The 17,664-nt window shown below is 64.3% G+C and carries 14 protein-coding genes and 2 pseudogenes; 2 read left to right on the top strand and 14 right to left on the bottom strand.

Annotated features, from left to right (window positions below):
- Positions 1-16: 16 nt before the first annotated feature.
- The 10 genes and pseudogenes from ACXJJ9_RS00550 to ACXJJ9_RS00505 form a co-directional block, all read right to left on the bottom strand.
- A complete protein-coding gene (locus ACXJJ9_RS00550) occupies positions 17-400 on the bottom strand; it encodes a hypothetical protein (RefSeq protein WP_457095356.1) in 384 nt (127 codons plus the stop codon).
- Between the two features lie 2 nt (positions 401-402).
- Entirely contained in the window at positions 403-1,203 is an 801-nt protein-coding gene (locus ACXJJ9_RS00545) for a glycosyltransferase family 2 protein (RefSeq protein WP_457095355.1), read from the bottom strand.
- The gene (locus ACXJJ9_RS00540) at positions 1,200-3,137 is read right to left on the bottom strand and encodes a DUF2142 domain-containing protein (protein WP_457095354.1); all 1,938 of its coding nucleotides are present in this window, start codon (positions 3,135-3,137) and stop codon (positions 1,200-1,202) included. Before ACXJJ9_RS00540 ends, ACXJJ9_RS00545 begins: the two co-directional genes overlap by 4 nt.
- Positions 3,138-3,193: 56 nt before the next feature.
- Positions 3,194-4,465 (bottom strand): rhamnosyltransferase WsaF family glycosyltransferase, encoded by a 1,272-nt coding sequence (locus tag ACXJJ9_RS00535; RefSeq protein WP_457095353.1) that lies wholly within the window; start codon positions 4,463-4,465, stop codon positions 3,194-3,196.
- Entirely contained in the window at positions 4,462-6,315 is a 1,854-nt protein-coding gene (locus ACXJJ9_RS00530) for a glycosyltransferase family 2 protein (protein WP_457095352.1), read from the bottom strand. Before ACXJJ9_RS00530 ends, ACXJJ9_RS00535 begins: the two co-directional genes overlap by 4 nt.
- Before the next feature lie 41 nt (positions 6,316-6,356).
- Entirely contained in the window at positions 6,357-7,772 is a 1,416-nt protein-coding gene (locus ACXJJ9_RS00525) for a methyltransferase domain-containing protein (RefSeq protein ID WP_457095351.1), read from the bottom strand.
- Positions 7,762-8,121 (bottom strand): annotated as a pseudogene (locus ACXJJ9_RS00520) (Wzt carbohydrate-binding domain-containing protein); the annotation flags it as partial. The gene ACXJJ9_RS00525 and the pseudogene ACXJJ9_RS00520, both read right to left, overlap by 11 nt.
- A gap of 101 nt (positions 8,122-8,222) precedes the next feature.
- Positions 8,223-8,787: pseudogene (locus ACXJJ9_RS00515) on the bottom strand (ABC transporter ATP-binding protein); the annotation flags it as partial.
- A gap of 185 nt (positions 8,788-8,972) precedes the next feature.
- On the bottom strand, positions 8,973-9,755 hold the full coding sequence (locus ACXJJ9_RS00510) for an ABC transporter permease (protein ID WP_457095350.1): 783 nt from the start codon (positions 9,753-9,755) through the stop codon (positions 8,973-8,975).
- A 15-nt stretch (positions 9,756-9,770) separates the two neighbouring features.
- Positions 9,771-10,946, bottom strand: a complete 1,176-nt coding sequence (locus ACXJJ9_RS00505) for a cystathionine gamma-synthase (protein WP_457095349.1) — start codon at positions 10,944-10,946, stop codon at positions 9,771-9,773.
- A gap of 57 nt (positions 10,947-11,003) precedes the next feature.
- On the opposite strand from ACXJJ9_RS00505, the gene ACXJJ9_RS00500 reads away from it, so the two are divergent.
- Positions 11,004-12,017 carry a hypothetical protein gene (locus tag ACXJJ9_RS00500; RefSeq protein ID WP_457095348.1) on the top strand — a complete coding sequence of 338 codons (1,014 nt, stop codon included), beginning with the start codon at positions 11,004-11,006 and terminating at the stop codon, positions 12,015-12,017.
- A 4-nt stretch (positions 12,018-12,021) separates the two neighbouring features.
- On the opposite strand, the gene ACXJJ9_RS00495 is transcribed toward ACXJJ9_RS00500, so the two are convergent.
- The 4 genes from ACXJJ9_RS00495 to ACXJJ9_RS00480 form a co-directional block, all read right to left on the bottom strand.
- A complete protein-coding gene (locus tag ACXJJ9_RS00495) occupies positions 12,022-12,963 on the bottom strand; it encodes a 2OG-Fe(II) oxygenase (RefSeq protein ID WP_457095347.1) in 942 nt (313 codons plus the stop codon).
- Positions 12,963-14,339: a pyridoxal-phosphate dependent enzyme gene (locus ACXJJ9_RS00490; RefSeq protein WP_457095346.1), complete on the bottom strand. Its 1,377-nt coding sequence runs from the start codon at positions 14,337-14,339 to the stop codon at positions 12,963-12,965. Before ACXJJ9_RS00490 ends, ACXJJ9_RS00495 begins: the two co-directional genes overlap by 1 nt.
- 240 nt (positions 14,340-14,579) lie before the next feature.
- On the bottom strand, positions 14,580-14,798 hold the full coding sequence (locus ACXJJ9_RS00485; protein ID WP_310056046.1) for a YdcH family protein: 219 nt from the start codon (positions 14,796-14,798) through the stop codon (positions 14,580-14,582).
- Positions 14,799-15,143: 345 nt separating this feature from the next.
- Positions 15,144-16,361: a DUF4398 domain-containing protein gene (locus ACXJJ9_RS00480; RefSeq protein ID WP_457095345.1), complete on the bottom strand. Its 1,218-nt coding sequence runs from the start codon at positions 16,359-16,361 to the stop codon at positions 15,144-15,146.
- A gap of 106 nt (positions 16,362-16,467) precedes the next feature.
- Between ACXJJ9_RS00480 and ACXJJ9_RS00475 the strand changes: the two genes are divergently transcribed.
- Positions 16,468-17,574 (top strand): PilT/PilU family type 4a pilus ATPase, encoded by a 1,107-nt coding sequence (locus ACXJJ9_RS00475; RefSeq protein ID WP_310056042.1) that lies wholly within the window; start codon positions 16,468-16,470, stop codon positions 17,572-17,574.
- The last annotated feature ends 90 nt before the right edge of the window (positions 17,575-17,664 follow it).

Here is a 17,664-nt window from a genome sequence, read left to right as displayed (position 1 = left end):
ATTGCGTGGCGATGGACTACGACTGCAGCGGTTGGGCGCCATTGCTCACCAGCATGACCCCGCAGGAAATCAATACAAGTCCCGCCCACTGCACGGCAGTGAGGCGTTCGCCAAAGACCAGCCAGCTGGCAGCCGCCATCACCAGATAGAAGAAGGATCCCGATGTCGCGAATGCCACCGACAGCTTGGACTGGGCCAGAACGAAGAGCCAGACCACATAGCCGGCCCCCTGGATCGAGAGGGCCGTCAGGACCTTGGGCGAAGTGGCGGCAGCGAAGAGAAAGGGCACTACCCCCTCCGTCTTCAACACCGCCACCAGGGAGTTCACACCGCTCTTTAGGATGAGCTGGCTGCCGATGGTGCAGAGGGTGACTAGCAGGATGAGCACTACAGTGGGCATGGTCAGGCCTGGTTGTAACGGTAGGACAAGGCATAGGCCTTGGCGATGAGCGAAGCGATCGGCGCCGGCCAGACTCGCCCGAACAGCTCCCGGTCCTCGCGCATTCGGACGCCATCGGCGATGCCGGAAGTGGTTTCGCTGCCCGGGTGTATACGGTGATGCATCAACACCTTCCGGTCGCAGGCGAAGGCGCCTTTGGATTCTCTCGCCAGCCGCAACCAGAAGTCCCAATCCAGGTTGACCCGGAATTTCTGATCGAAGGCGAATCCCTGCGGAAGCGACGTCCTGCGCAATGTTACGCTCGGACAGGGAATCGGGCAGCCAAAACGCAACAGGTTGGTTCGCGCAAAACGAGTCTCGATGCTTTCCCTTCCAAGCATGGCCAGTTCGATCAGGATCTGTTTGATCCGCAACGGAACCCCCAACGCACGAATCCCGCCCTGGTCCATTTCGCTGTAACCGGTGAATACCAGGATTGCGGCCGGATTCCGCTCGATCAGGCGCAACGTCCTGTCCGCAAAATCCGGAAGATAAACGTCATCCTGGTGCGCGATGGTCACCCATTCGGCGTGGGCGCTGCCCAGCGCCATGTTCCAGTCGTGCGCTATGCCACGGTTGGGAGAGTGGCAGACGAGCCGTGCCTCCATTTCATCGCACAGCGCGGCCAGCCCTTCATATGGAGTGGACGTGCAAACTATCACTGGACTACGGGATTGCTGTCCGCGCAATGAAGCCAGGCACTCGCGCAGGTGGGGCGAGTCGCGGTATGCGGGAACCACGAATGCGTGTTGCGGCCGGCTCATGCGAAAAACCTCTCGGTGACCCGGTACAACGCGTCCAGATTCATGGCTAGCGCCGCCATGAGTACGAACGCCACGGCGGGGAAGCGCCATGGACGTGGCGCCCAGAATGACAGCCACACCAGGCAAAAAGCGGCGGAAGGGATCAGGTACCTGCCCTGGAGACCTTCGATCATGATTGCACCGGGCGGCGTCCAGAACAGGTACATCGGCAGCGCCGGCAGGAGCACTGCGCCGATCGCGAAAAACATCGCTGCCGGTCGTGTACGGGCCCCTTGCGGAATTGCCGTGGCTCCCGCGCTGCCCAGGCCCAGCGATGCCAGCAACGCGGCCCACGCGATGGCGTAAGCGCCCGGATGCAGGACGACGTCGAGCCATCCCAGTCGCCCCACGAGAGAGGACCACAGGAAGTCACTGCCTTCGCCGAAGAAGGTTAGCCACCACAGTTGCAGCGCTTGCGTCGGCGAGTTGAAAAAGGCGGCCAGATTGGCCTTCGGATCTACTCCCGGTCGTGGCGCCACCGCATCGGACGAGAAGAGGACCCAGGCCACATGGATCAGCCAGGGTAATGCGACGAGCAGCAGCCCCTTCGGCCAGTAACGACGCTCAACACTCTGATAGGCGGGGCGGCAGAAGAGGAAGCCGACGCAGATCCATGCATATCCCGGCTTCGACAGCGCCAGTGCAAGCCCTAGCGCCAGCAGCGCGGCTTCCACGCCACGCCCCGGGCGGACCTGTTTCGTTGCAAGTCCTACTTGCAAGCCTGCCAGGCACAGGACCAACCCCAGAATCGGGCTGTCCGGCGAGAACGAAGCCTGCTCGAAGAGCACGGTCGGCAACATTGCCACTGCAAACAGAGGCCATGCGTGGGTTCCGGCCGCTCGCAGGCCAAGGAAAACCAGCAACACCGCCAAGGCCAGGTTTGCGAACCGTCCTCCGTAGACGAAAACACCCGTGGGTGCCTGCAGGCGACAAGCGACATTCAGCACGGCTGCCGCAGGCGCGTACAGGGTGGGTGAATAGTTCTTGGCACTCTTCGGGTAGTCCCCCGACACGGGATGACACCGCAGGGGCCGCTCGGCGTGCGCGAAGACCTGATCAGGCGTGAATCGCTTTGACGGATTGAGGAAGTCTTCGAACGGGCCGAGTACGTCGCCCAGCCCGGGGTCAAGACTGCTTTTGGCAGCCCCTATCCATTGCCCGTTCTCGACCATGATTGTCTTTGCGATATGGGCCGGCTCATCCGGTACGGCACCCGGAGGCGTGACCACGCAGTACAGCCCCCCCAGGGACAGCGCCAGGAACAGATAGATCCGTGGCAGCGCCTTGCCAAGCGACGTCCATTCGATCTCGGAGTGCTGCGATCGACCAGTCCATGCGCACACCGCGCCTGCGGCCAGCAGCAGCGCGACGCTCAGTGCGGCAAGAAGGAGCCCTAGTCGGTGACGATGCCTCTTCGATTGCTCGACGCGCCCTTGCACCGTAGACAGATCCAGTCGCGCCTGGGCTTCAATAGCGGAGCTGCTGGAAGCAATGACCGCGCAATCCGCAACGACCTCTACCTGAACCTCATTGGCGGGCGCAAAGCTTCGGGGATCGACGTGCTGCACCGTCCCATCCGGCAAAACCACGCGCGTGTCGCAGAGCACCGTCCGCTCCGCGCCGGTCGCTGGATCCACGCGCAAGATGGCGCTGTCTTCATATGGGATCGACGCAATGAAGCTTTGCGACGCACCCGTCTTCAGCGACACGATGGTGGATCGGACTTCGCTAAACCCACCATCCCTCGAGTAGTAGATCTGCAGGCCGCCGGGTCGGGATACGCTTACCTGCGAAATCAGCTCGACGTCCGGAACCTGCATCGCGACCAGGGCCGCCAGCGCGACAAGGGCGCTGAAGCAGCAGCAGATCCAGTCGAGCCGGAACGTGCCTGCCACTCGCCTCGTTGTCGCGCTCAACATAGTCCGTGCTTTCGCCCAGCCCATTCCCGCCCTCATGCGCTGCCTGGTGCCTTTTTCGAAAGCGTGGAGACGACCTCGTCGGCAATGGCGTCCAGTCCGCCTGGCTGCAGGAAACCATGCTCCGGCGCCATGACCGGATACGCCGCCATGTTGCGGGCTTCCCAGCGTGCCGACTCCAGCGAAAGGGATTCCGCTATCGCCTCCGGGCGCAACTCGTCAAATGAGCGGATTCCGGCACCCCAGCTGGAGAGATCCTTGCCTGCGAAGCCGTTGGTGATCACACCCATGCCGAATGCAGACATCTCCAGCGGGGGATAACTCGGGTGCGGAGAGATCATCAGCGAAACCCCGATCCCCGACGTGGACAGCAGCTCGCCATAGTCGGCGATGGCCAGCTTGCCCATGGCCTTCATCACGAACGGGCCCAGGTCGATGTCGCGTGCCAATTCGCCGACCGCAACAACCTCCCATTCGCGTGCAGCGGGATCGGACCAACCCCAGGCCCGCAGCCCCTCGCACAAAAGTTCGAAGGCATTGCGGGGCGTCGACGGACGCGCATAGACCAGGATGCGACGACGGCGCGGCAACGGATTGCCGCGTGCGGACTCCAGTGCATTCCGCAAGCCCGCGTTCAACGTCGGTTCGAACACCCAGCGGTCGCGGTAACGGAGCCTGTTCTCATCGAAGTAGCCCGCAAGCATCGCCGTGTTGAACACGGCGATGTCACGCTCGGGTCGATACGTGCTCAGTGCCATCGCCGAACGGCTCGACCAGGCGTAGAAGCCCGGTTCGAAATCCTGGATGAGATAGGTAATCCTCCCCTCCTCACCGAACTGTGACTGTTGCCAGGCGGCGATCCTCTGGGCCGCATAAGCTGTCCACCACCCCGTGCACACCCACGTATCGCCCGCACAAACGGGCAGCGTGCGCCCGTAGCGGTCGCTGAAGGGGACAACCTGCCGCGCCGCTCCTCCGGCTGTCTCGCTGGGCACCAGCACGTGATCGCCGAAGCGCTGCAGCGCCTCGGCGTCGGGTGCGGCGTCCAGGAGGATGATCCGCGACTGCGGATAATGCCGGCACAGGCTGCGGTAGAACTGCACCGCCGTGTGTATGCCCCCGAAATAGTGACCTGCATTGATCGACGGCAGCAGGAGGTTGATGCGCCGGCCACCGGCATCATCGCGACGCGGTACGCACGGCGTGAGCTCCGGCACCGACGTTGGTGGAACAATCGATTGGGAGCTCTCGCTGCCCAACAAGCGGTTCAAGCGTTGCCCCGCGCGGCGCATCATGCGTTCGATCATGGGCGAGCACGCAGCCGTGGGGCGGCCGACATCATGTCAAGATTCCGGTTGTAGAGAGGATCGCCCTCGGTCCGATACGGCGCATACGCCTCAGCCGAGCGATGAAAGTCCGTCTCCGGGATCGCCTGGGGATCGCGTGTCTTCGACTCGTGGTGCAGCATCCGCGACTCGCCGACATACACATTCAGCAGGTCCTGCCGGTGCGCACGCAGGCAAAGTTCCACATCACTGCCGCAAACAACGAATGATTCGTCAAATCCGCCGAGCTGCGCGAATTTTCGTGCCTCGATGGCCATGCAGGCGCCGGTCACGGCGAGCACGTTGCGACGCAGCACCGGAGATACGAAGAGCCTCTGGTTGTGCACAGGCCATTCGCCCTTGAACACATGGTCTGCCCATCCACCCATGCCTACCACCACGCCTGCATGCTGGATGGAACCATCGCCATAGAGCAACATCGGCCCACAGACACCGACGTCGTCACGAAGCGCCACTTCCACCAGCCGCGCAAGCCAATCCGCTTGCACGGCCTCCGTGTCGTTGTTGAGGAAGACCAGCACTTCACCAGTCGCTTCGCGCGCCCCGATGTTGTTCAGCACTGACCAGTTAAACGGAATATCCGCGCGAATCACGCGAAACCCAGGCCCGGCCATGCTCTCCAGCCAACTGGCTGTCGAAGCTTCCGCAGACCCGTTGTCGATGATGATGATTTCGTATGCCTGGCCAGCAGTCAGTTCGCGCAGGCTTTCGATGCACGGCTGCAGCAGGTCGAGACGATCGCGCGTCGGGATGATGATGCTGGCCTTGGCCGCACCGGCGAGGTACCGCACGTCGTAGCAGAAGGTGTAAGCGCCATCATCCACCCTCGCCCCCGGATAGCGGTGTCCGACGTAGTCCTGCAAGGCACGGCGGCCCGCATGGTGGGCGTAGGGCTTGGAATCGGCGTTTGCCGAAGTCGAGCCATCGTGCTGGCGCCAGTGATAGAGCACGCGCGGCTCATGGACGACCTTCGCGCCCGCGGAGACACATCGCAGCAGGAGGTCATAGTCCTGCGCACCGTCCATCGCTGGACGAAGTCCCCCCACGCGCTCGACCAGCGCGCGCTCGACCACGACGAGATGCCCCAGGTACATCTGCGAAAGCAGCAGGTCCGGGCTCCAATCCGGCTTGAAGAACGGTGCGCAGCGTCGCCCTCCCCGATCCAGCGCGTCGTGGTCGGTGTAGACCAGATTCCCCTCATCGCTGACCAGCCGCGCCACTGACGCGGCGATGGCATCGCGATGCAGGAGGTCGTCATGGTCGAGAAAAGCGACCCAGCGCCCGCTGGCAATAGCGAGCGCCGCATTGGTCGCGGCAGCGATGCCGGATTGCTTGCGCCCGCGCGACACGCGCACCCGGCTGTCGCGCTCGAGTTCCGCGAGCAGGCCCTCCATCCATGACGCATCGGAAGCGTCGTCGTGGATGCACAGCTCCCAATCGCCGTAGGTCTGCGCGCAGACGCTTTCATACGCCTCGCGCAGGAAGCGTTCTGGCGTGTTGTAAACCGGCATCACCACGCTCACGCGCCCGGCGGCGGGCCGCGATTCACATGCTGGCACTGACTCGATGGTCGCGAGCCAGCTCGTGTATTCGTCCCGCAGCTCGGGCGCAAATGCACCTGCCTGGCCTGCATCAGGCCAGGCGAAACGAACGAGTGATCGCGCAAACTCGCGCGGACCGCGACGCAGCGCAGCCATCGTTCGACCGAATATTTCCCGCTTCGGCATCCCCATCGCGCGCGCGCGCCCAAGGCTGGCCCTGGCCGCCTGCCACAGCGACCGCAGGCGGATCACCAGATCGCGCATCGTCATTCCATGCTCCAAAAAATCGTTCCCCAACACACGACTACACCTCAGGAATACGAGCGGATAACCGCAAACAACAACCCGGCTACCACGGCGACGGCGGTTGCATACAACGCCCAGCGCTGGCGACGCTCCAGTACGCGAGTCCGCTCATGCAGCCGCAACCGATCGGCTTCAAGCCGGACGTGCGCTACGCGGAGTGAAGCAAGATCATCATTCGACTGCGCAAGCTCGGTGGCAAGCCCGAGCGCCTTCCGATCGGCCGCTTCCGCGCGATGGAAGTGCTCCAGCGCCTTCCGATCGGCCGCTTCCGCGCGATGGAAGTGCTCCAGCGCCTTCCGATCGGCAGCTTCGGCCTTCTGATCGGCCGCTTCCGCGCGATGGAACTGCTCGACCGCGCTGTGCGCCTGTTCCTGCAATTTCAGGCCGGTTTCGTGATGCGCGAGTGCTTCCTGCTGCAGGCGTGCCTCGACGTCGTGCTGCTGCGCGATTGCCCTCTCAAACCCAGCCAGGGCCTGATCGCGTTCTCCATGCAATTCCGCCGCCCTGCGGTCGGATGCATCGGCGCGCCGCAACTGTTCCGCAGCGCTCTCCGACATGTTCCGCAGAGCATCCGCCGTCGACGTCCACTCGCGCTCGGCGGTCAGAACCCGGGAGGCAATGGGATGCAACGCCGCGGCGATTGCCTTCAGTCCCGACGCCCCCTCGCGGGCGGTCTCGGCCGGCGGCAGGGCTGGATGGGCCACGTGGACTTCGTCGGCCGCGTGCCGAACACCGACGAAGAACTGTCGATAGGCATCACCTTCCCAATCGAACGGGAAGACGCAACTGTTGTAGCAGCGGTCCATCGCCGCCACCACGCCGGCCAGCTCGGGCACCGCTTCCTTGGCGAAGTGTGCCCCCATGAGTGCCGCCCAGAGCCCCGCATCTCCTTGCCCGAAGCGGAAAACGCGAAGACCCCCGTCCTTCAAACCGGCTTCGACCTGGATCGGATCGACCAGGCCGTAGACCTGGTGTTCTTCCAACCAGGGATACGATTCCTTGAAGTATTCCCGCCAGACCGAGTCCGCGTCGCGTTCAACCGCTCGCGTAACGGGTTGGTCGATCGGGCAGCCGATGACGACCAGGCGGCCGGCAACTCGGGCCATCTCCGCCACTGCCGACGCGCGTGCCGCTGGCGCTATGTGCTCCAGCACGTCCAGCGATATGACCGCATCGAACGCATGATCGGCGAACGGCAACGCCGTTGCATCGGCCACCACGAAGTCGGCATCCGCTTCCTGCGCCTCGATATCGGTGTAGAGAACGCGCGCATTTGGCAGGAAGGCGCCCAGCAGGCGCTGCCGGTTGGCTCCGACCTCAAGCACGGTACCCGCGCCCGGTTCCAGCGATTGCACTATTGCAGCGCCCGTGGCATACCGCTGGTAGTGATCGAACGGAATGCTGGTCAGGTCATCCTTCATGCACTTTCCACTCGTGCGTGATGTAAACGAGCCCTTCACTGAAGTAAGGGGAAGCCACCGTCAACCGGGACACGTCCGAGAGATAGTCCAGGCACACCAGCCCCTTGTCAGTGAACAGACCAACATCGATGCGATAGCTGCCGCTCAACAGCGGCAACGAGGGAACGTGATAACTGATGCGGTGCGAACCACGGGTCGTGGGTATCTGGACCCGCTCAAGATGGGTATTGGGACCGAAGATGTGGAGACCATCCACGCTCTTTATCGCCACCCCGACAAGAAAGCCGGGCAAGGATTCGTCACGTATCGAATAACTGATCTCGACCGTGAACGGATCGAAGGGCGCCAGGTGCGCCTGCGGGACGCTGACGGTTTCGATTACTGCCGGAACATGTGTTCGTGCTTCGCCACGGGTTTCGGTGTGCGCCTGGGCACCATCGGCCTCAAGCGCGAGTTCATGGTCCCGGTACTGGTCGGCGACGAAGTTGGCCTCGCCAAACAGCTTTATCCGTCCGTTCTCCAGCCAGATAGCCGACTGACAGAACCGCTTCACCTGCTCCAGCGAATGGGACACGAACAACACCGTGGTCCCGCGCGCCCGCAGTGACTCGATCCGCTCAAGGCATTTCATCTGGAACCGGATGTCGCCTACCGACAGCGCCTCGTCGATCACCAGCACTTCCGGCTCGGTATGGATGGCCACGGAGAATGCCAAGCGCACATACATGCCACTTGAATAGGTCTTCACCGGACGATCGAAGAAATCGCCGATATCGGCGAACGCACGGATGCCATCCAGCCTGGCATCGACCTCCTCGCGCGACAGCCCAAGCAGCGACGCATTGAGATAGACGTTCTCGCGGCCGCTGAAGTCCGGATTGAACCCGGCTCCGAGCTCGAGCAGCGCCGCGAACCGCCCATGGATGGCTACGCGCCCGGCAGTCGGAGACACCGTGCCGCACAGCACCTGCAGCAGCGTGGACTTGCCCGCACCATTCCGGCCGATGATGCCCATGGTCTCGCCGCGCGGGACATTGAAGTTGACATCGTCAAGCGCCCGGAACCGGCGTGCCTTCGTGGCGCGCGGCCATAGCAGCGACAACAACCGATCGCGCGGGCTGCGGAAAATCGGGTAGTCCTTGGTGACGTGCACGACTTCGATCGCGCTCTGCGTCGAGTCGGAAGTGCGGGCGGCCAGGCTCATAGGACGTCCGCGAACCCTTTCGACAAGCGCTGGAACAGCCGGTACGCCAATGCTGCGAACACGCACGACAGGAAGAAATAGAGCGCCAACCCCGTGAAGTCCGCTGCCTGGCCCTGCACGGTCAACGCGCGAAGCTGCTCCATCGGGGCAACCAGGGGATTGAAGTCAACCAAAAAGCGCACCTCTGCAGGCATCGCACTGGCAGGAAAAAAAATTGGACTCAGGAACAGCAACATGCTGACGACGACGCCGGCGACCTGGGTAATGTCCTGGAGGTACACACCGAGCCCGGACATCAGCCAGGACACGCCCAGCAGCATCGGCGCCATGGCCACCAGCACAAGTGGAGCAAGCAGGAACCAGGGAGACGGAGGCTGCGCCATCAGCCATTGCGCCAGACACAGCAGCACCAGGCCCGCCAGCGCCGGCACAGCCGCAGTGGCCACCCGCACGGCGGCCAACAGTGCCACCGGGAAAACGACCTTCTTGACGTAGTTGGGCTGGGAGGAAACCGCAGTGGGAGAGGAGACGAACACGTCAGCAAAGAAATTGAAGACGATCAGGCCGGCGAAAAGCACAAGCGCAAAACTCGCGGACGAACCCTCGCCACCCCAGCGGACCTTGAAGATGCCGCTGAACACCAGGGTATAGATGGCGAGCATCAATAGCGGCTGGAGGATGACCCATAGCAGCCCCAGGGTCGTAGCCCGGTAACGAGCCGAGAGTTCCCGCACCAATAATTGACGAAAGAGAAACCAAAGATTGGCCCGATCACGCATGCGTGGCAGCCCCGGTCAGCTCAAGGAATGTTCGAGGTCCCTGCGAAGGTCCTCTGGACTTTCAATGCCGACGCTCAGCCTAACGAGGTTGTCGGTGACACCAAGTTGCGCCCGTCGCTCGGGCGGAATCGAGGCGTGGGTCATGATCGCCGGGTGGTTGACCAGGCTTTCAACGCCACCCAGCGATTCGGCGATGGTGAAATATTGACAGCGCTCCATCATCCGGCGCGCGCCATCCAGACCACCCTTCACGAAGATGCTGACCATGCCGCCGAAGCCGTCCATCTGCCGCTTCGCCAGCTCATGCTGGGGATGCGATTTCAGGCCCGGATAGATCACTTTCTCGATCGCCGGATGCGTCTGCAGCCACTCGGCCAGCACCTGGGCATTCTCGCAATGCGCCTTCATGCGCAGGTGCAGCGTCTTCAGGCCACGCAGCGCGAGGAAGCTGTCGAAGGGACCCTGCACGCCGCCCACTGCGTTCTGCAGGAACGTCATCTTCTCCGCAATTTCGTCGTCGTCGCCGACGACGACGATGCCGCCCACCATGTCGGAATGGCCGTTGAGGTACTTGGTGGCCGAGTGCATGACCAGATGCGCGCCCAGTTCCAGCGGGCGCTGCAGGATCGGCGAGCTGAAGGTGTTGTCGACGGCGACGATCAGCCCGTGTTTGCGGGCGATCGATGCGATCTTTTCGATGTCGACCAGTTTCAGCAACGGATTGGTCGGGGTTTCGATCCAGACCAGCCGGGTGTTGGGGCGGATCGCGGCTTCGAAGGCCGCGGCGTCACTCAGGTCGACCCAACTGAAATCCATGCCGGCGGAACGACGGCGCACGCGTTCGAACAGGCGGTAGGTGCCACCGTAAACATCGTCCATTGCGATGACGTGGCTGCCGCTGTCGAACATCTCCAGCACGGTGGACGTCGCGGCGAGTCCCGACGCGAACGCGTACCCGCGCGTGCCGCCCTCGAGGGCCGCGATGCAGCGCTCGTAGGCGAACCGGGTCGGGTTGTGGCTGCGTGAATACTCGAACCCCTGGTGCTCACCCGGACTAGTCTGGGCGTAGGTCGAGGTGGCGTAGATCGGCGGCATGACGGCGCCGGTACTGGGGTCGGGCGACTGGCCGCCGTGGATGGCCAGGGTGCCCAGGCCGGGCTTGCGCCCACCTTCCGAATGTCGGTCACTCATGGATCTGCAGCCTTCCTGTTCCGCTAGCATGAACGGTCGTTGATTCTAGCATCGGACATGAATTCTTCCCGGCGACTGCCGCCCGATTTCAGCGAGAGTGCAGCCTATCCGCTGTATGCGATCGACCCGGCGCAGGACCGCGCGTGGGTGCTGCATTTCGAACGCGAGGACTATGCCCGCGCCAGCTTCCTCGACCAGCGGGCGCTGCGGCACCGGGAAATTTCCGGCTGGACGGTTTCCGGCGCGGAGCTTTCCGCCGCATTGCAACCAGCGGCTTCGTTGGCCCGCCTGCATTGGCTCTTCCACATCGGACATTGCGGTTCGACGCTGGCCAGCAGGCTGCTTGACCTGGTCCCGGGGACACTGGGACTGCGCGAACCGTTGCCGCTGCTGACCCTTGCGCATGGACGCGGCCAGCCCATGGCAGGCCCATGGTTGTCGGCCACCCGGCACCTGCTCGCGCGCGGCTTCACCGAGACGCGTGCGGTGATCGTCAAGCCGACCAGCGTGGTCACGACCCTCGCCGACCAGCTGCTTCCCGACACCGGCCAGGCTTGCCTGCTATGGGTGGACCTGCAGACCTGGCTCGCCACCATGCTCAGGGATACGGATCTGGTGCAGGGCACGCTGGCGATCGAAGACCTGCGTCTTGCCGGGATCGACACCAGCGAACCGGCCTCCGGACCGGGGGCTCGACTGGCGCGTTTGTGGCTGGCGGAGCAGCTTCGCTGGTCCCGCTTCAAGCAGCGCAGCGAGTTCGCTCCACGTCTGCTCGACCTGGACTTCGCGGGATTCCTGAAGGATCCCGCTGCCGGCACCCGCACCCTAGCGGGACATTTCGGGCTTGTGGCTCCGGAAGACCTGGATGCACGCATTGCGGCATCCGGCGTTCTTGGTCGCTACGCAAAGGATGCTTCCCAGCCCTTCGACGCGCACGCACGCCGGCAAGAGTTGCGGCAGGCTTCGGAGCGCCATGCGGCCGATATCGCCGAGGGCCTGGCATGGGCCGGTCGGGAACTCAGCCGAGAGGAAGCGACCGGACTGGAAGCGAGGCTGCGGCCCGCTGCCTGACCGCTCAGGACAGGAATGTCGTTACCGCGTAGCGGACACCGCTGTCGACCGGGAGCACTTCGTGCAGCAGGCCGCATGAGAACACCAACGCGGTTCCCGTCGCCGGCGAGTAGCGGTGCGGCCCGAACTCGGGATAGCGGAATTCGCCCCCCGCGTAGTAGCCATGGTTGAGGTTGACCGATAGCGCGAACCGCCTGTGGGCGACATCGGGTGTGTCGTTGTCGCGATGGGCACGAAAGTAACCCGCGCCTGCCGGATACGAAAGCAGCTTGAAGGAATCGCGCCGGTTCACCGGAAAGTTGAAGACCCTGGCGATTTCCGGCAATGCGCGACGCATCACCCGCTCATGCATGCGCGCCTCGAGTGCCGGATCGCGCGGCGTACTCTCGCGCCGTTGCTTGATCGACGGGTCCAGTTGCAGCGTTTGCGCGCCGCCTTCCATCACCAGGACGCGCGAGACTTCGCCGCCCGCGCAATCCACTTCGAAATGACGGATCAGTTCCCGGCACAGGTCGCGCTCGAACACATCGGGGATCTGCAGTACGGGGGCCGCGTGCAGCGTGCAGTCGGCGCCAAGCGCCTCGACCACCCTCGCGGGCAATGGCGCATGGGACGATGGCAGGCGTTGCTCCTGCTGCAGGCGCAGGTTGGCATCGGCCAGCCAAAGCACGTCGTCTTCGAACAGTTCCAGCCAGCGGGCGTCCGCGCCAAGCGAAAGCCATCCCGCGGCCGTGCCGGGAAACGCCTGCGCTCCAACGCACAACGCGGTAATGCCCTTGGGCACTTCCGGCAAGGACGCCGCCACCGTCGCGGACGAGGGCTTCAGCAGCCATAGGGGGGCGCCCGCGAACTCGGCGTGCAATGTCCGACCGCCATCGCTGCCGTGCAACCGCACATCGGGTACGCGATCGCCCGGCAGCAGGCGCTCGAGTGGTGCGCCCGCCATCACTGCACCCGGCGGCGCAGGTAGTTGAGCAGGTCGATGCGGGTGATCAGGCCGACGAACCGCTCGCCTTCCACCACGATCGCGACATGGCCGCGATCGAAGACCGGCAGCAGCGCTTCGATCGGGGAACGGACATCCAGCTTGTCGAGCTTGCTCACCATCGCCGTCGCCACCGGATCGCGGAAGCGCGATTCGTCGCCGTACACATGCAGCAGGACATCGCTCTCGTCGACGATGCCCACGATGTTGTCGCCCTCCATGACCGGCAACTGGCTCACGTCGTAGAGCTTCATCCGCTGCCAGGCCGTGACCAGCAGGTCGGTCGGAGCGACCACGATCGTGTCGCGCTTGGAGAACGGGCGCGTTATCAGGTCGCGCAGGTCGCCCGTGGGTTCGCGGTCGAGGAAGCCGTTGTCCAGCATCCAGTAGTCGTTGTACATCTTGGAGATGTACTTGTTGCCGGTATCCGGCACCAGCACCACCACCCTCTTCGGCGTCGTCTGCTCGCGGCAGTACTTCAGCGCGGCGGCGAGCAGCGTGCCGGTGGAGGAGCCGCCGAGGATGCCCTCCTTTTCCAGCAATTCGCGCGCCGTGAGGAAACTTTCTTTGTCACTGATCGCGTAGGCCTTCTTCACCCGGGTGAAGTCGGAGATCTGCGGCAGGAAATCCTCGCCGATGCCTTCGACCATCCAGCTCGCGGACTTGTCGCTGAGCGTGCCGCGATTGATGTATTCCTCGAGGATCGACCCGACAGGATCGGCCAGGATCAGCTCGGTGTGCGGCGACTTCTCGGCGAAACAGCGCGACAGGCCGGTCATGGTGCCCGAGCTGCCGCAGCCGAAGACGATGGCGTCGAGGCCGCCCGCCTGGGCCATCTGCTCCAGGATTTCCGGACCGGTGCCGAATTCGTGCGCCGCCGGGTTGTCGGGATTGCCGAACTGGTTGATGAAGTACGCACCCGGCGTTTCACGGGCGATGCGCTCCGCCATGTCCTGGTAGTAGTCGGGATGGCCCTTGGCCACGTCCGAACGCGTGAGCAGGACCTGCGCGCCCATCGCCTTGAGATTGAAGATCTTCTCGCGGCTCATCTTGTCGGGCACCACGAGGACCAGCTTGTAGCCCTTCTGCTGCGCGACGAGTGCCAGCCCGATGCCGGTATTGCCGGCGGTGCCTTCGACCAGGGTGTCGCCGGGTTTGATCTTCCCCGCCTTCTCCGCCGCTTCGATCATCGACTTGCCGATGCGGTCCTTGATCGAACCGCCCGGGTTCTGCGATTCGAGTTTGAAATAGAGCTCGCACGGGCCGGTGTCGAGGCGGCGGGCTTTCACGATCGGCGTGTTGCCGATCAGTTCGAGTACGGAAGCGTGGATGGGCATGGGAATCCTGCAGCCGCCAACCTGGCGGCAATCGCCGGATTCTACCGGGCGCCCGCGCCGGGGCGCAGGTGCGGCCGCGCGGTCGTGATGCCCAGCGCGGGCGACGGCGGTCCGACGAGGAAGGCGCCGCCGCCCGCGTTGGAGTAGCCGGGGCGATGGTTGCGGCCGATCCTGTGCCGGCCGCCACCGCCGGCGATGTCCTCGTGGACTCGCCGGCCATACTTCAGGGATTCGGGGACGTCAGTGGTGTCCCGCGTCGTACAGGCGGACCAGGCGGTCCTTGGCAGCAAGTTTCTCGCGTTTCATTTGACCGAGCGTTGCGTCGTCGACCGGCAATACGCCGAGCTCGGCATCCATCACCTTCTTGTCCAGATCGCGATGGCGCTGATACAGCTGCTTGAATTCGGGATTGGAACGCATCAGCGCGTCGATTTCCTGCTGCGGTTGTTCTTCGAACATGGTGCCTCCTTCAACGATTGCCTGTTGCACGGCGTGGTGCCGAGACCCCGGACGCAAAAACGCCCCGGTCGCGGGACCGAGGCGTTGCGTCGGGTGATAACGGGAGCCGGGGACGGCGGATCAGCGGACCGGCTTCACGCAGGTCCGCCGCGACCTCTTTTGTGGCGGCGGTGTCCTGCGAAAGGGGCGTTTGCGTCATGGACCGGGCTCTCGACCAAGCGGCTGTGGAACCGCTCGGATAATTGACGCTACTCCTCCCCAACGGCCTCGGCAAGCGGCCGCGGACGAATGGCGCGGCGCATCCCGCCCGCCCCGGTCAATCGAATAAATATTTGATATGCATCACTATTTTGTCGAAATGACCACTTCGACACGGGGCTTGGATTTGGACGTAGAGCCCACGGCCGCGCGCACCTGCTGGCGCGAAGCCCCCGCCTTGACCAGGGCCTCGCGCACGGCTTCGGCGCGTTGCTGGGCCAATGCGCCCTTCGGGTCCATGCCCTCGATGCGCGCCGCGCTGCCACTGGTCGCCTGCAGGTAGGCGGCGAGCGTGCGCACGCTGGAGGCGCCTCGGTCGGTCAGGGTCGCCTTGCCAGCCGCAAACGTGTCGCCGCCCAGGGTGAAGACCTCGCCACGATCGTCCCAGCGCGAAGACGGCAGCTTGCCACCTGCCACGAGCTCGGCTTCCTCGCGCGCCAGCTTGGCTTCGCGCTCGCGCGCCGCCCTCAGCTTGGCCGCCTGCACGTCGCTGACGCCGGCAATGGCGGCTTCCACGTCCTGCATCGCCAGGTCGCTCTGCGCGGCCTGCTGGCGCAGCCGTTCGGCCTCCTCGGCCTGGATCTGGGCCTGCACGCGCAGGCGCTCGGCCTCGGCCCGGGCGGCCTCGGCATCGCGGCGGCTGGCTTCGACCAGCAACTCGGAACGCTCGCGGTCGAGCTGGTCGATATCGCGACGGCTCGACTCGGTACGCGCGGTGAGTTCGGCGATCTCCACCCGGCGCAGGGCGAGGTAGTCGGCGGCCTCATGCTTGCGGCGGGAGGCCTTCGCCAGCGCGTCCACCGCCTGCTGCGCCCGGAGGCGCTCGAAGGCCCCGAATGCGGTCAGTTGCGGATCGGCAGCCAGGGCCTGCAGGCGCAGCGCGTAGTCGCCCGTGGCCGGCGGTTCGCTGTCGAGCGCACTGGGGCGCATCCCGCCTTCATCGATCTGGAGCCGGCTGCGCAGGTCGCCGATTTCGGAACGGCGCTGGACCAGTTCGGTGCGGGTCTGCGCTGCCCGGCTGCGCGCGTAAGCCAGGTCACCATCCGCTGCGGCCGCCAGGGACAGGGCCAGGGCGTCCTTGTACTTCCGGGCCGTCATGGCCAGCTGCGCCTGGGTCAATTCGTCGCGTGCCGTCGTCAGCTCCTGCGCCGCGTACTGGTCGCCATCCGCGCTGTCGGCCCGGCTGACGGCCTGCTGCGCCGCCGTCAGCTCTGCGTCCGGTGGCTGCGCGGCCATCGCGGGCAGGGCCGAAGCGAGAACCAGTGCCAGCGAAAGTTTCAGGATTTGTGCGAAGCTTGGGCTCATAGGGGATGCCGTGACTGCCGGGGATGGGTATGGCTTCGGCGCGGCCATTGTCGGAAGCTCGCGCTGTGCTTGCAACGGCGCTATTGATAGTTAAGGGGACGGATACATGGACATCGGCTATTTCCTCAAGCTGATGACGGAAAAGAACGCGTCGGACATGTTCCTGACCACCGGCGCGCCTGTGTATATTAAGGTCGAGGGCAAGTTGTATCCGCTCGGCAATACCGGCCTGCCCCCGGGCATGGTCAAGAAGATCGCCTACTCGCTCATGGACGAGGGACAAGTTCCCAACTTCGAGCGTGACCTCGAGCTGAACATGGCGCTGGCATTGGCGGAAGCCGGCCGGTTCCGCGTGAATGTATTCAAGCAGCGCGGCGAAGTCGGCATGGTGATCCGCGCGATCCGCAGCGTGATCCCGTCGATCGAGGAACTCCAGCTGCCGCAGGTGCTGAAGGACATCATCATGGCCCCGCGCGGGCTGGTGCTGATCGTCGGTTCCACCGGTTCCGGCAAGTCGACCACGCTCGCGGCGATGATCGATCATCGCAACACAAGCACCTCGGGCCACATCCTCACCATCGAGGACCCGATCGAATACCTGCACAAGCACAAGAAGTCGATCGTCAACCAGCGTGAAGTCGGCCTCGACACGCATGCCTTCCACAACGCGTTGAAAAACGCGATGCGTGAAGCACCGGACGTCATCCTGATCGGCGAGATCCTGGACGCCACCACGATGGAGGCGGCGATCGCGTTCGCCGAAACCGGCCACTTGTGCCTGGCGACGCTGCACTCCAACAACGCCGACCAGACGCTGGAACGCATCCTCAATTTCTTCAACGAATCCGCGCACAAGAACGTGCTGATGAACCTTGCGCTGAACCTGCGCGCGGTGATCTCGCAGCGACTCGTGGTCGGCAAGGACGGCCGTCGCCTGCCGGCGACCGAAGTCCTGATCAACACGCCGATGATCCGCGACCTCATGCGCCGCGGCCAGGTGCACGAGATCAAGCCGGCGATGGAAGGCTCGTTGCAGGAAGGCATGGAGAGTTTCGACCAGTGCCTGTTCCGCCTGTACAAGGAAGGCCGCATCGAGCGCGAGGAAGCGCTGCGCGCGGCCGATTCGCGCGACGGCCTGGACCTGAAGTTCCGCCTGTCCGAAGGCGGCGACGTACACGACCCCTACGCGGAAGTCTTCACTCCCGCCGGATAACTGGATATGCAGTGCGGAGCGTTTGCTCCCGCTGCATGGGAACCGGCGCACCTCGATCGACAGCTTCGCAAGGGCCGCGGATCCGGGTCC

The sequence above is a fragment of the Lysobacter sp. P5_B9 genome (assembly GCF_054049835.1).
The sequence above is the reverse complement of the archived record's forward strand: the minus strand, read 5'-3'. Positions and strand labels throughout refer to the sequence as shown.

Coding starts and splice junctions, on each gene's coding strand:
- ACXJJ9_RS00495 (WP_457095347.1), bottom strand. CDS start 12,963: ATGGCGGGCGCACCACTCGAGCGCCTGCTGCCGGGCGATCGCGTACCC.
- ACXJJ9_RS00505 (WP_457095349.1), bottom strand. CDS start 10,946: ATGAGTGACCGACATTCGGAAGGTGGGCGCAAGCCCGGCCTGGGCACC.
- ACXJJ9_RS00525 (WP_457095351.1), bottom strand. CDS start 7,772: ATGAAGGATGACCTGACCAGCATTCCGTTCGATCACTACCAGCGGTAT.
- ACXJJ9_RS00530 (WP_457095352.1), bottom strand. CDS start 6,315: ATGACGATGCGCGATCTGGTGATCCGCCTGCGGTCGCTGTGGCAGGCG.
- ACXJJ9_RS00485 (WP_310056046.1), bottom strand. CDS start 14,798: ATGTTCGAAGAACAACCGCAGCAGGAAATCGACGCGCTGATGCGTTCC.
- ACXJJ9_RS00535 (WP_457095353.1), bottom strand. CDS start 4,465: ATGATCGAACGCATGATGCGCCGCGCGGGGCAACGCTTGAACCGCTTG.
- ACXJJ9_RS00480 (WP_457095345.1), bottom strand. CDS start 16,361: ATGAGCCCAAGCTTCGCACAAATCCTGAAACTTTCGCTGGCACTGGTT.
- ACXJJ9_RS00550 (WP_457095356.1), bottom strand. CDS start 400: ATGCCCACTGTAGTGCTCATCCTGCTAGTCACCCTCTGCACCATCGGC.
- ACXJJ9_RS00500 (WP_457095348.1), top strand. CDS start 11,004: ATGAATTCTTCCCGGCGACTGCCGCCCGATTTCAGCGAGAGTGCAGCC.
- ACXJJ9_RS00510 (WP_457095350.1), bottom strand. CDS start 9,755: ATGCGTGATCGGGCCAATCTTTGGTTTCTCTTTCGTCAATTATTGGTG.
- ACXJJ9_RS00545 (WP_457095355.1), bottom strand. CDS start 1,203: ATGAGCCGGCCGCAACACGCATTCGTGGTTCCCGCATACCGCGACTCG.
- ACXJJ9_RS00490 (WP_457095346.1), bottom strand. CDS start 14,339: ATGCCCATCCACGCTTCCGTACTCGAACTGATCGGCAACACGCCGATC.
- ACXJJ9_RS00475 (WP_310056042.1), top strand. CDS start 16,468: ATGGACATCGGCTATTTCCTCAAGCTGATGACGGAAAAGAACGCGTCG.